This is a genomic window from Zwartia vadi, from assembly GCF_030410375.1.
Lineage (GTDB): Bacteria > Pseudomonadota > Gammaproteobacteria > Burkholderiales > Burkholderiaceae_B > Zwartia > Zwartia vadi.
In genome coordinates, this window is sequence record NZ_JAUHHE010000005.1 from 128,203 (window position 1) to 140,306 (window position 12,104).

Below are 12,104 nucleotides of genomic sequence, written 5' to 3' on the forward strand. Positions count from 1 at the left end.
GACTGCTGACAGGCTATGCCGTCAACACTGCTCGGCCTGTGACTTTACCTTCGCGCAATGCAGTCAACACTTTGTCTGCATCTGCCAGCGGGTGTGTATGAACAGGGATGGGTGTGATTTTATTTTCTTTGATCAGGTCAAGCAGCTCTCTGAGCTCATCGAGCGAGCCGGTATAGCTGCCGATGATCTGCAAGGCCTTCATCGGTATAAATGCAATCGGCCATGAAGCACCACCACCGAACAGACCCACGATGACGAGCTTGCCACCTTTGATCAAAATATCGAATCCCAAAGAGGTCGTGGATGGGGCGCCAACAAGATCAATCATCGCTTGAACCATTTTGCCGCCATTGGCCTGAATGATTTGTTGCGCGGCATCCGGTGCCGCACCATCCACAACTGCCAGCGCGCCTGCTTCGAGCGCGGCTTGTCGTTTTGCGGGATCGATGTCCACCACGATCGCACCGACACCTTTCAAGGCTTTGACCAGCGCCAGACACATCAGTCCGAGACCTCCTGCACCCATAATGACGACGGGGTGTTTCTGAAAGACATTGGCACCGACTTTGTTGAGGGCACTATACGTTGTCAGCCCCGAGCATGCGTAGGGAGCGATGAGGGCAGGATCCATATCGCCAATATCGATGAGATAGCGCGGATGGGGGACTAGTAGGTGATCTGCATAGCCCCCGGGGCGCTGCAGCCCCAGATATTGCGGGCTCGAGCAGTGGTTTTCCAGCCCCTCCAGACAGGCAGGGCATTGGCGGCAACCAATCCAGGGATAAACCAGATAGTTGCGTCCTTTCTCAATGCCTGTCGCCTCAGGTCCCATTGCTACAACAGTCCCGGCAGTTTCATGTCCCATTGTCATTGGCAACTTGATGCCGCGATCTTTTAGCAACAAGCTGCGGCCATTGCCAAGGTCGTAGCTGCCTTCCCAAAAGTGGATATCGCTGTGACAGACACCGGCCGCCCGCACCTCGACCAACACTTGTGTGCCCGTTGGAGCAGGAGTTGGTATTTCCATCAAACCAAGCGGTTCTTTGAAATTCATGACGCAATAGCATTTCATGTGTGGGCTCCTGAGGTGCCTAGAGGGTTGTTCTCGGTTTACATCACCAGTTCGATCAGGCGGGGGCCTTTTTCCTTGGCGGCAATCCGCATGGCCTCGGCAAACCCTTCAAGGGTCGTGACTTGCACGCCGGGGACACCGTGACCGCGCGCGATCGAGACCCAGTCCAGGAAAGGCTGATCCAGATCGAGCATGCGGCGAGCGTTGTCACCCGCTTCCGGACCTCCCATGTTGGCGAGTTCACCGCGCAGGATTTTGTAGGAACGATTTGCGAAAATGACGACGGTCACATCAAGGTTTTCGCGTGCCATCGACCACAGGCCTTGAACGGTATACATCGCGCTGCCATCACCCAAAAAGGCAAAGACCTTGCGTTCCGGGCAGGCGACAGCGGCACCCACAGCGGCTGACATGCCCCAGCCAATTGCACCGCCGGTAATATCGATACAGTCATGCGGCGCTGCCTGCGGTGTCACCTTTGCGAATTGACGACCCGTCGTGACAGCTTCGTCGACCATGATGGCATTTTCAGGAAGGAGTGCGGCAATCACGGTGCCAATGTGTTCAGCGACGGGAGCGCCGGTTGGCAGGTCTGTGATGATTGGTCCAGTGCTGAGCTGCGCTGGCGCAGTATTTTGCGCACCCAGCGCATCGACGAGTGCTTGCAAACTGGCTTCAATGTCGTGTGTCAACGTAGCAAGTGTATGCACCTCACAATCAGGCTGCTTAATCATGCGAGGCTTGTTGGGATAAGCAAAAAACGCCACAGGAGGCGCACTTCCCACCAAAACCAAGTGCTTGGTGTCTTTCAGCATGGCGACTGCGCCATCGACCGGGAAGGGCAGGGGCGTGATATTGACGCGGCCCCGGCCGCGCTCCATACGTGGATTACGTGGCTCGGAGGCCAGTTTGCATCCTGTATGCGCTGCGATTTTGCCAGCCAGGGTGGCTTCCCGCGCGCGCAAGGCGCGACCACCCAGCAAGAGCGTGGTGGCGGCAGCCGTTTGACGGTCTGACAAGAGGCGTGCCAGCGCTTCGATGGTTTCTTTGAGTGGTGCGGCAGCGGTTTGCGCGGGCGCAGTCGAGTAGTGACCGGGATCTGAGTGTTCCCAGGCACAATTAGCGGGCAGCACCAGCGTGGCGATACGACCGGGCGTACTACGCGCCTGAGAGATCGCCTCTGCGGTGTCCAGAGGTGCCGCGGTGGCAGACATGGTGGTCTTGACCCAGTTGGACATGGGGCGCGCCACCGCCTCGACATCAGAGTTCAGCGGGGCATTATTGTGAATGTGATCCCAGGCGTGCTGGCCAACAATGTTGACCATGCCGGAGTAGGCACGTTTGGCGTTATGGATATTTGCCAGCGCATTGCCCAAACCCGGCCCCAAGTGCAAGAGCGTGGCGGCAGGTTTTTCCGCCATCCGGTAGTAGCCATCTGCCGCGCCAGTTGCGACGCCCTCGAATAAACCCAACACGCATCGCATACCGGGGGCGCGATCCAGCGCTGAGACAAAATGCATCTCCGAGGTGCCTGGATTGGCAAAACATACATTGACCTCCCCTGCGAGCAGGGTGTTAACCATCGCTTCTGAACCGTTCATTTTTTTATAACCCTCCAGTTTTATTTTTCATTGTTTCGCGCGCGATCACAACCTGTTGCACTTCGGTTGCACCTTCGTAAATGCGCAATGCTCTGATCTCACGATACAACATTTCCATTGGATGACCGACCTTGACGCCTAGTCCGCCATGAAGTTGAACACAGCGATCGATGATGCGCTGTGCGGATTCGGTCGCAAACATCTTGGCCATGGCTGCGGATTTCGTTGTGCGTTGTTTGAGCACATCGCGTTCCCATGCGGCGCGATAGATGAGTAAAGTCGCTGCATCGATTTCAGTACTCATATCGCCGATCGCGGCTTGCGTGATTTGCAGGTCTGCAAGCGTGGCGCCAAACATGGGACGCGAGGTGGCACGCTCGATCCCCATGTCGAGTGCCGCTTCAGCAAATCCCAACGCCGCCGCACCGACAGAGGCGCGGAACACGTCGAGGTTTTGCATGGCGACTTTGAAGCCTTTCCCGGGTTCTCCAATACGCTGGCTGGCAGGAATATCACAGTCTGTAAACGTCAGCGTGCCGATAGGATGAGGGGCGCACACATCAAAGCGCTCCGTTACTTTCAAACCCGGTGTCTTGGCATCGACGACAAACGCTGTAACGCCCTCTGCCTCATCGTTTTCCACGCGTGCAAAGACAGTATAAAAATCAGCAATGTCCGCGTTTGAAATCCATGTTTTGACACCATTGAGTCTGTAACCATCTTTGCTGCGGGTTGCACGAGTGCGCATGGCGGCGACATCGGATCCGGCATCAGGCTCAGATAAGGCGAATGCAGCTAGCATCTTTCCGGAGGCGACATGCGGCAGGTATTTTTGCTTGAGTGCTTCCGAGCCAAAGAGAGAAATCGGACCGCTTCCCAAACCCTGCATCACAAACGCAAAGTCAGCCAGTCCATCGTAGTAACCGAGTGCCTGGCGCATTAAACACAGACTGCGCGAGTCCAGATCTTTGAGCGCACCGCCGTATTCAGCGGGGACACAGAAGCGCAACCATCCGGCATCGCCCATTTGTTGAGTGAGCCGGACGCAGTGCGCATCAACGCTGCCTGCATGCACGCGATTCGTCAGTGTCTGAGCGGACCATTCCCTGACCTGCGCATAGAGTGCGCGATGGCTGTCGTCGAAAAAAGGTAGTTTCAGCGAATCAGGATTGAACATTCTCAATATTTCCTAAAAGGTCAAATTTCATTTGTACGTAGCGTGTCGGAATTTCAAGACGCGCAAAATAAATCACTTTTTCACCGATGCAGGCAAAGCGACGTAGCTCGGCGACCGGAGCAGAGAGCGGAAGCTGCAGCGCCTCGGCCGAGTCGGCGCCGGCCTCGATAATAGTGAGCAGCTGCCGGGCATGGGTGAGTTTGTCGCCATGCAACGCATCAAGAATCGGTGCGACAGTGGAGTGCCGGTATCGGGCTGGATGCTGCCGGTAAATTTCACGCTCAAGGTACATTTCCGTATAGCAAAAAGGACCAGAGGCCGTGGTGTGGATGCGACGTAAATATTGAAAACGCCCGCTTGTATCGTAAGGACACTCCATCCCGAGTAGCGGGAGCGGGACGTCTGCGTTTGACTCCATTAAGGTCGTGGTACCAAGTTCCTGGGACAGCGCGACGGTATCGGCCCAGGTTTTGGGGAGAGCGAGCTTATGCGTTTCAGGTATGCTTTTATTGACGAAGGTGCCCGATCCTCTTGAACGATGAATCAGTCCCTCGCGCTCTAGCAGCCCCAAAGCTTGTCTGATGGTGGCACGTGATACGCCAAGCGTATCAACCAGTGTTTCGAGCGCCGGGACTTGATGCCCGCGTGGCCAGACCCCGCGCTCGATATTGCGCCGCACGATCGCGGCCACTTGTAAATACAAGGGCTGTGGACTTCTCGCATAGAGGAGGCCGGAGGCCGGTTTCATGAATGTGCGGCCAACAAAGCATCCGCCATATCACGCAGTTTATTCTTTTGAATTTTGACCGCATTGGCGCTTTCAACTGAGGGAAAGACACTGACAACTTCGAAGCGAACAGGCACTTTATAGCCCGCCATCAGGCGCTTGCATGCTTGCGTCCAGCCTTCTGGATCGGCCTTGGCGCCTTCTTGCAATATGACAAAGGCCACTGGCAAGATTTTGGTCCCGAGCGTGCCACCTACGACCTGGCAGGCTTTAACACCCTGGAGTTTTTCGACTGCTTGCTCGATCTCGGCTGGATTAACTAAAAAACCGGAGAGCCGCATGGAATCGCCCATTCGGGTTTGAAACACAAATTGCCGATCACTGATGGCATAGCCCAAATCACCAGTTTTGAAATAGCCGTCCGCAGTGATCGCTTTGGCTGTGGCCTCTGGTTGATCGAGGTAACCCACCATGCGACTCGGACTGTAAATTTCGATTTCGCCGGATTCGCCTTGTTTAAGAGTCATGCCGGTTTCTGGATCGGAGGTCCTGACACGTGCCTCGGGATGAATCAAACGTCCCCCAGAGAGATAGCGAACACTGAGATCACCATCGCTGGCTTTTGTGGGTTGCGCGGCGACAAGCGCTTGTAATTCACTTGAGCCATAGAGTCCGGTCAATTCAACATGATTGCGCTCGGCTTGTTCGAGCAAACTATTGATGGCAGGCGAAAAGCTTGCAAAGCCAAATAGCTCGCAGCTCTCAAAATCCGCAGGTGACTGGGCGGACTCGAATAGTTTCAAAATCGATTCGTTATTAGCATAAGTATGTGTGACGCGGTGTTTGCGGATTTGAGCCAAGGTGCTTTGCGTATCCGATACGGGCTCGCTCACTGTCGTACATCCCGTCACGAGACCGCCGGTTAAGGTTGCAAAACCAAAGGCGCCGCAAAACGGGGCACTGGCAAGGATACGGCTGTTTGCGTTATAGCCATAGGCTTGTTGCATCACTTCACCATGTTTGATCAGGGTGGCTTGATCATGCAGGACAAACTTTGGCAGGGAAGTGGTCCCTGAGGTGGTAAAGCAGAGTACGCCCGCATTGCCAAAGGCAGGAGGGGGCGTGCAGGGAGTCTCGAGCAGGGTCTGATAGCCAATCACGGTAGCGCTGCGTGCTGCAATCGCCCGGGTTGCTGCGCCTTGTGTATCGCCGAGGGTGATGATGGCGCGTAATCTGGACAATACTTCCTGTGGGACGTCCGCCAGAATATCCGCAAAGGCGATCCCTTTAAAGTCTGGCCACATGATGAGCCAGTCTGCTTTACCTCGACCCACAATGTCCGCGACTTCCTGGCTGCGAAAGCGCGTATTGACCGCCAAAACCGTCGCACCCAAATGCGCACACGCTAAAAAGGCCTGCAGCCAAGCGAGACAATTAGGCAGCCAGACCGCGACTCGGTCATTCGAACCAATGCCAAGTTTTGCAAGGTTGCCGGCTAGCTGGAGCGATTGCGCGTGGAGTTGTGCAAAGCTGGTTGGAACATCCTGATCGATGAGTGCGGGATGTTGGCCGTGGCTCTTGGCCAGTGCGGCTATGCGTTCAGAAAAATACATTGGATGCCTCAAGTGGACTTTGTGCTGTGATCAGCATTGAGCTGCTATAGTTGATGAGTAAAACACTTACTATAGTACTAATTTACGTACTTTTAATTGAAATTTTCATACTTGAAAAATGCCTCATCGAAGGCGTATATCAATAGGAGCAAGTCCTTATGAAGTCTACCCGTTTTGTTATTCGCGCCATTGCGGCCGCTTTGACCTTGGGTGCCGCCACCTTTGGCGTTGCCCAGGCTCAAAACTTTCCGACGCGTCCAGTCACCCTGATTGTGCCTTACCCAACTGCGGGTGCTGCGGACACGTTCGGCCGCTCGATTGCACAGGCTATGGAGACCACGCTCAAGCAGCCAGTAATTGTTGAAAACAAGCCGGGTGCCGCGGGTAACGTTGGCTTGACGCAGGTCGCACGTAGTAAGCCCGACGGTTACACGATCGGCCTTGGTACGATTGGCACGCAAGCGATCAACCAGTTCTTGTACAGCCAGATGCAATTTGATCCTGCGACTGACTTGGTGCCGATCGCGCTTGTGTCCACCACGCCGAACGTCCTCGTGGTGTCCTCCAACTCACCCTGGAAAACTCTCAGTGATGTTCTGGTCGCTGCACGTGCTGCGCCCAAGGACAAAAAACTGAGCTATGGCACACCTGGTATTGGATCTTCGCCACATTTGACCGGCGCGTATTTTGAAGCAATGGCGGGTGTCGAGTTGTTGCATGTTCCCTTCAAAGGCGTGTCGGCCTCGATGCCTGCGCTGATCGGTGGTCAGATTGATCTGCTGTTTGACAACTTGTCGGGATCGATTGCGCAAATCAAGGACGGCTCGCGCGTTCGCGGGATTGCAGTGACCTCGCTTGAACGCACCCCAATGATGCCAAATCTGCCAAGCTTTTCTGAAGGTGGTGTCAAGGGCTTCGATGTGACAGCTTGGTTTGCGATTTATGCACCCAAGGGCACGCCACAGCCTGTGATGGACAAACTGATCGAGGCAGCGCGCGTTGGCTTGAAGTCCGAGCAGGTCATCAAGGCTTATGAGCGTTTGGCTGCTGTGCCAGGCAACTTGTTTGGTGCAGATCTTGCGAAGTTCGAAGCTGCGGAGCGAGCCAAGTGGGGCAAGCTGATCAAAGAACGTGACATCAAGGCACAATAAGATGACAGGCACCACAGCACTCGTAACCGGCGGTAGCCGGGGAATCGGCCGCGCTGTGGTGCAGTCTCTGATCGAAGATGGCTATGAGGTCATCAACTTCAGTCGCACTGCACCTGCACAGTTGTTGCCCGGCGAGATATTCGAATCCGTCGACTTGGGTGATCCAAAACGCGCCCGCGAAGCTGCCTTTGACTGGGCCGCAAAAAAAGATATCCTGAACCTCGTCAATAATGCGGGGATGATTCATGTCGGCAAGATCGAGGACATCACACTCGAACAGATCGAGGACATGATGTCACTCAACATGATTGCGCCCTTGATCATGACGCAAGCTGTCCTACCTGCGATGCGCGCTAATCAATTTGGTCGCATCGTCAATATCGGTAGCCGTGCCGCACTTGGAAAGGCTGGCCGTACGGTTTACGGCGGGACCAAAGCAGGCTTGGCTGGGATGACCCGCACGTGGGCGCTGGAAACCGCGGCCGACGGTATTACTGTCAACGCGATTGCGCCAGGTCCCATTGCGACTGAATTATTTTTGGCGAGTAATCCGCCGGATTTACCTCAAACCAAAAAGATCGCAGCATCTATTCCTGTGGGTCGCTTTGGCGAGCCCGAGGAAATCGCGCATGTGGTCCGAATGTTTCTCGATCGCAAAGCTGGCTTTTTGACCGGACAGTTGTTGTATGTATGCGGCGGTATGACCATCGGTCTCACAGCATAATCAAACCCGCCTTAAGGCTCAGACCTTAAGGCGGTTCGGCAGACAGGCCATGTGGAGGTTTGGCAGACTAGCTATGTCGAATAGCTTCAAACTTTTTGTCGTGCATGACTTCTTCCACTGATTGCCCTGCACGCACGGCTTGCACCATCCCGTCCTGACGTGCGGCGATGCGCTGCCCCAAGGCGATGACTTCTTCGATTTTTTCAGCAGGGATAAAAACAGTTCCGCAGCGATCTGCGATGACATAGTCATTTTCCCGCACAGTCACACCAGCCATTTGCACAGGATTACCCGAGTCGATTTGAACGATGCGGTTGCGCGCGCTGATCATCGTCACACCCCGACCATAAACAGGATAACCAATCGATTCGCTACCTTCGATATCCCGACTGACACCATCAATGACTGAGCCTCGAATGCCTTTCATCTTGGATGCGTTGGCCAAAATATCGCCCCAACAAGAAATACCCTCCGGTCCTCCCGCGATGACAAGTATTTTGTCATCGGTGGTAATACTTGTGATCACAGGTGTAATCAAGTGGACCGTTGGTGCGGTACCTTGTTTGGGGCCAAGCAAAATCGTTGCGGCGCGTCCAACGATTTTCGGGCAGTCCCATAAGGGCCTCAAACCAAAGGTCGCGCCTGGCAGCCCCATGAAGTCCAGCGCGTCAGACACCGTGTTCGTGTCGAGCGCCTCTAGATCACGCAGAATGTTGGCTATATCGGTCATCGTGTTTTCCAGATTTAATCCTTAATGCCCGTGATCGAAGCGACCATGGCGCGGGGGTCACGCATGGGCCAGCGACCGCTTGCCGCGTGCGATAAAAAATTTCCTAGGATGTGATTGAACTCGTTTGGCATTTCGATATTCATCGTATGGCCGCAGTTTGGCAAAATAGCTAGCGCTGCAGAGGGAATGGTTTCTTTGAGCATCAGGCCTGGTTTGAGGCAAGGCCAATCCTCATCGCCATTCAAAATCAGGGTTGGCACAGTCAGCTTGGCAAGCTTGTCTTTTAAGTTGTAGAGAGAAGGACGCTCGCGTTGTACACCGAGTTGCGTGTTTGCAGAGCCAAGTGCGGAGTGCCCATAGAATTGCTGTTTAAACTCTGCAAAGCCATGTGGATCGGCGCGTTCGAAAGACAAGCGCGTTGGACCGTGGGCATACTTGTCAACAAAGGCTTTCATACCTTGAGTCAAAAGCATTTCTGCGCTGGCTTCGGCTTCTTTTTTAAACTGCTCTTGTTGATCAAGTTCGGCTCCGTAGCCGCAACCCGCCACGCACAGGGACAAGGCTCGATCCGGATGCTGCAAACCAAAATGTAGCGTGGCAAAGCCGCCCATCGACAAACCGACAATGTGCGCCTTGTCTATTTTCAAATGGTCCATCACAGCAATAATATCGGCAACGGCACGATTTTGTGAGTAGGATGACACGTCAGGTGGCACAGAAGAGGGAGGATAGCCGCGAGCGTTGTAAGTAATTACTTGATATTGACGCGAAAAGTGACGGACCTGAGGTTCCCAGCTTTCTTTGTGTCCTGCAAATTCATGGACAAATACGATTGGGGTACCAGAACCATGGGTTTCATAAACTAAATCCACACCATCGTCGGTTTTAACGGTCAACATAAGTTTCTCCTAAGAAGTAAAACAGCTTTGCACGCGGTAACAACAACGTCAAGTGATCTTGAGTGCCTAAACCTGCTTTGCGTTTGCGGGGCTCACCCGTGTGTCAGACCGTCTGTGCAGCCAAGCCCATCGCAGAGATCATCGCATCAACAACGCCCCTGTCTGAGACCCGAAGGGGCGAGTTTGGGCGTTGTGCGATGAGATCAAGACGGGCGCAGGGAAGTCCGGGCATGCCCGGACCAAACATCGGTCTGACACACGGGTGAGCCCCGCAAACGCAAAGCTTTTGGCTCACTTTTTCTTATTCAAAATTGCCGCAAAGGCCGCTTGCGCTTCCGCGGACTTTAAACGCTCGTTAAAGTGCGCCCACTCATAGTCGAACGCAGAATGGATTTTGGGGCGCAGACTGTGCTTGAGCATACGCTTGGAGGTTTGGAGGGCTTCAGGTGGGAGCGAAGCGAGCGCGTTTGCTTGATTGATGGCCGTCTGAAGCGTTTGACCGGCCGGACAGATGTCAGTAATGAATCGGGCGTCCCGCGCCTCTTGGGCTGTAAAAGCCCGACCGCTCAATAGCCAGTCCGTTGCTCGACGGATACCGACGATTTGCGCCATCAGCATGCTGGAGGCGCCTTCGGGGCATAGACCGAGCGGCACAAAGGGGATTTTAAAGGTCGCATTGTCTGCCGCATAGATGAAATCACAATGCTGCAGCAGGGTTACACCAATCCCGATCGCGCTGCCTTCAATGGCCGCAATGATGGGTAAATCACAGTCTGTCAGGCTACGCAGAAATTTGATCCCTGCGCTATCGCCGTCCGGACGTGGGGCCTGAAAGTCTTTCAGATCATTTCCAGCGGTGAAATAGTTGTTCGCACCTGTCAGAACAATTGCCCGCACTTCCTTGTTTGTGCCTGCCGCCCAGACTTGCTCAGCCAGACCCAGGTAGGTTGCGACATCGAGTGCGTTGCGTCGCTCGGGTCGGTTGATTGTCAGGGTGAGCACCCCATTCTTTGTTTCAGTCAGGACAGTTTGAGTCATCGCAATCATTCCAAAATAAAAAAAAGGTCCACCTAAGTGGACCTTTCTAACACATTACGTGGACTTTCACTGAAGACTAGGAAGCCCTCAGTGAAGATTTATTCGCGGCTGCCGCCAAAAATTCCAAGGATGGCGAGCAGATTCGCGAAGACGTTGTAGACGTCCAGGTAAATTGCCAGCGTGGCAGAGACGTAGTTGGTCTCGCCACCGTTGACGACACGCTGCAGGTCGATCAACATGAAGGCGGAGAACACCACAATCGCCAGCACCGAGACAGTCAGCATCAGTGCAGGAATCTGCAAGAAGATGTTCGCCAAGCTTGCGACCAGCAATACGATCACGCCAATGAACATGAACTTGCTCAAGCCCGACAAATCACGCTTGATGGAGGAGGCGAGCGTTGCCATCGTGCCGAACACAATTGCCGTGCCGCCAAACGCCAACATCACCAGCGAGGTGCCGTTGCTCATACCCAGGACGAAACCCAGCATGCGCGAGAGCATCAAGCCCATAAAGAAGGTGAAGAGAAGCAGTAAACCTACTCCAAGCGAGTTGTCTTTATTTTTCTCAACAGCGAACATCAAGCCGAAAGCGCCAGCGAGAAAGACAATCGCGGTAATGCCAGGGCTTGCCGCCATAACTTGATTCAGACCACTGTACATGCCAACGGCAGCGCCGAGGACGGTAGGAATTAGCGAAAGCGCCAACAGCCAGTAGGTGTTGCGCAAAACCCGGTTGCGCACGACCTCTGCTGCACCTGTCTGATAGGGGCTGCGTGATAGTGTGGGACGCGGATCATTCATTTACATCTCCTTTCTCTTGATTGGACCCAGGCTAAATTGAGCCAGTCCTGAGTCTATGACTGAAAGCATACCTTACAGTTCCCTGAAAGGCTAGAATTCCTACAATTTTTACAACATTAATGTTGAGAAGCTCCCGGAGACTGAAGTGAGTAAGATTTCAGGTCATGGCCGGCAGTCTGGTAGGTGCGCCATCGCTGGCGCGCAGCTTCTTTGTCCTCGGGTTCCTCCGAGACGATTTCCAGCACCCTTTGCAGGGCTCCGAAAGTCGGTGGGCATTGGTCGTCGAGATTGAGTAGCCACGTCTCAGGAGCGATGCCTTCGAGAGCTTGCGCTAAATCTTTGTCAACCAGGATAACCGGTGTGCGGGAGGCAAGAGGATCATCGACCCAAACGTGGGGGACAAAGGCCGCCTCGTCAACGGCCCAGAGTTTTTGATCGAACTGCTTCAAGCGCGCGGTATCGCTGCAATAGACAATCAGCTTTTGACCTGCCAGATACTGTTTGAGAGTTGTCTGGCAGGCTTGGGTCAGGCGATGGGTGGCGCCGAACGCAAAGTTAATACGGGCCAT

The 12,104-nt window shown here is 54.2% G+C and carries 13 protein-coding genes; 2 read left to right on the forward strand and 11 right to left on the reverse strand.

Annotated features, from left to right (window positions below):
* Positions 1–13: 13 nt before the first annotated feature.
* Genes QWY27_RS05960 through QWY27_RS05980 form a run of 5 tightly spaced genes read right to left on the reverse strand, consistent with a single transcriptional unit; the run spans position 14 to position 6,190 of the window.
* Positions 14–1,072 (reverse strand): alcohol dehydrogenase, encoded by a 1,059-nt coding sequence (locus tag QWY27_RS05960; protein ID WP_290195698.1) that lies wholly within the window; start codon positions 1,070–1,072, stop codon positions 14–16.
* A 38-nt stretch (positions 1,073–1,110) separates the two neighbouring features.
* Complete coding sequence (locus QWY27_RS05965) at positions 1,111–2,673, reverse strand: acetolactate synthase large subunit (protein WP_290195700.1); 1,563 nt, start codon at positions 2,671–2,673, stop codon at positions 1,111–1,113.
* 4 nt (positions 2,674–2,677) lie between these two features.
* Positions 2,678–3,850, reverse strand: a complete 1,173-nt coding sequence (locus QWY27_RS05970) for an acyl-CoA dehydrogenase family protein (protein ID WP_290195702.1) — start codon at positions 3,848–3,850, stop codon at positions 2,678–2,680.
* The gene (locus QWY27_RS05975) at positions 3,837–4,598 is read right to left on the reverse strand and encodes a GntR family transcriptional regulator (RefSeq protein WP_290195704.1); all 762 of its coding nucleotides are present in this window, start codon (positions 4,596–4,598) and stop codon (positions 3,837–3,839) included. The genes QWY27_RS05970 and QWY27_RS05975 overlap by 14 nt, the downstream gene beginning before the upstream one ends.
* Positions 4,595–6,190 (reverse strand): AMP-binding protein, encoded by a 1,596-nt coding sequence (locus QWY27_RS05980; protein ID WP_290195706.1) that lies wholly within the window; start codon positions 6,188–6,190, stop codon positions 4,595–4,597. The genes QWY27_RS05975 and QWY27_RS05980 overlap by 4 nt, the downstream gene beginning before the upstream one ends.
* Positions 6,191–6,348: 158 nt before the next feature.
* On the opposite strand from QWY27_RS05980, the gene QWY27_RS05985 reads away from it, so the two are divergent.
* Entirely contained in the window at positions 6,349–7,341 is a 993-nt protein-coding gene (locus QWY27_RS05985) for a Bug family tripartite tricarboxylate transporter substrate binding protein (protein ID WP_290195708.1), read from the forward strand.
* A gap of 1 nt (position 7,342) precedes the next feature.
* Positions 7,343–8,065 (forward strand): SDR family NAD(P)-dependent oxidoreductase, encoded by a 723-nt coding sequence (locus QWY27_RS05990; RefSeq protein WP_290195709.1) that lies wholly within the window; start codon positions 7,343–7,345, stop codon positions 8,063–8,065.
* A 67-nt stretch (positions 8,066–8,132) separates the two neighbouring features.
* Here QWY27_RS05990 and QWY27_RS05995 read toward each other — a convergent pair whose 3' ends face one another.
* The 6 genes from QWY27_RS05995 to QWY27_RS06020 all read right to left on the reverse strand — a co-directional run bounded on the left by QWY27_RS05995 (position 8,133) and on the right by QWY27_RS06020 (position 12,104).
* The gene (locus QWY27_RS05995) at positions 8,133–8,795 is read right to left on the reverse strand and encodes an RraA family protein (RefSeq protein WP_290195711.1); all 663 of its coding nucleotides are present in this window, start codon (positions 8,793–8,795) and stop codon (positions 8,133–8,135) included.
* A 14-nt stretch (positions 8,796–8,809) separates the two neighbouring features.
* A complete protein-coding gene (locus QWY27_RS06000) occupies positions 8,810–9,694 on the reverse strand; it encodes an alpha/beta fold hydrolase (protein WP_290195714.1) in 885 nt (294 codons plus the stop codon).
* 103 nt (positions 9,695–9,797) lie between these two features.
* The gene (locus QWY27_RS06005; protein WP_290195716.1) at positions 9,798–9,989 is read right to left on the reverse strand and encodes a hypothetical protein; all 192 of its coding nucleotides are present in this window, start codon (positions 9,987–9,989) and stop codon (positions 9,798–9,800) included.
* A complete protein-coding gene (locus QWY27_RS06010; RefSeq protein WP_290195717.1) occupies positions 9,986–10,732 on the reverse strand; it encodes an enoyl-CoA hydratase/isomerase family protein in 747 nt (248 codons plus the stop codon). The genes QWY27_RS06005 and QWY27_RS06010 overlap by 4 nt, the downstream gene beginning before the upstream one ends.
* Before the next feature lie 98 nt (positions 10,733–10,830).
* Entirely contained in the window at positions 10,831–11,535 is a 705-nt protein-coding gene (locus QWY27_RS06015) for a Bax inhibitor-1/YccA family protein (RefSeq protein ID WP_290195719.1), read from the reverse strand.
* Positions 11,536–11,651: 116 nt separating this feature from the next.
* Positions 11,652–12,104 (reverse strand): DNA polymerase III subunit chi, encoded by a 453-nt coding sequence (locus QWY27_RS06020; protein WP_290195721.1) that lies wholly within the window; start codon positions 12,102–12,104, stop codon positions 11,652–11,654.

Bases quoted from the DNA above. Each gene is read 5' to 3' on its own strand.
- QWY27_RS05975 (WP_290195704.1), bottom strand. From the start codon at position 4,598: ATGAAACCGGCCTCCGGCCTCCTCTATGCGAGAAGTCCACAGCCCTTG.
- QWY27_RS06015 (WP_290195719.1), bottom strand. From the start codon at position 11,535: ATGAATGATCCGCGTCCCACACTATCACGCAGCCCCTATCAGACAGGT.
- QWY27_RS05980 (WP_290195706.1), bottom strand. From the start codon at position 6,190: ATGTATTTTTCTGAACGCATAGCCGCACTGGCCAAGAGCCACGGCCAA.
- QWY27_RS06020 (WP_290195721.1), bottom strand. From the start codon at position 12,104: ATGGCCCGTATTAACTTTGCGTTCGGCGCCACCCATCGCCTGACCCAA.
- QWY27_RS06010 (WP_290195717.1), bottom strand. From the start codon at position 10,732: ATGACTCAAACTGTCCTGACTGAAACAAAGAATGGGGTGCTCACCCTG.
- QWY27_RS05970 (WP_290195702.1), bottom strand. From the start codon at position 3,850: ATGTTCAATCCTGATTCGCTGAAACTACCTTTTTTCGACGACAGCCAT.
- QWY27_RS05960 (WP_290195698.1), bottom strand. From the start codon at position 1,072: ATGAAATGCTATTGCGTCATGAATTTCAAAGAACCGCTTGGTTTGATG.
- QWY27_RS05965 (WP_290195700.1), bottom strand. From the start codon at position 2,673: ATGAACGGTTCAGAAGCGATGGTTAACACCCTGCTCGCAGGGGAGGTC.
- QWY27_RS06000 (WP_290195714.1), bottom strand. From the start codon at position 9,694: ATGTTGACCGTTAAAACCGACGATGGTGTGGATTTAGTTTATGAAACC.
- QWY27_RS05990 (WP_290195709.1), top strand. From the start codon at position 7,343: ATGACAGGCACCACAGCACTCGTAACCGGCGGTAGCCGGGGAATCGGC.
- QWY27_RS05985 (WP_290195708.1), top strand. From the start codon at position 6,349: ATGAAGTCTACCCGTTTTGTTATTCGCGCCATTGCGGCCGCTTTGACC.
- QWY27_RS05995 (WP_290195711.1), bottom strand. From the start codon at position 8,795: ATGACCGATATAGCCAACATTCTGCGTGATCTAGAGGCGCTCGACACG.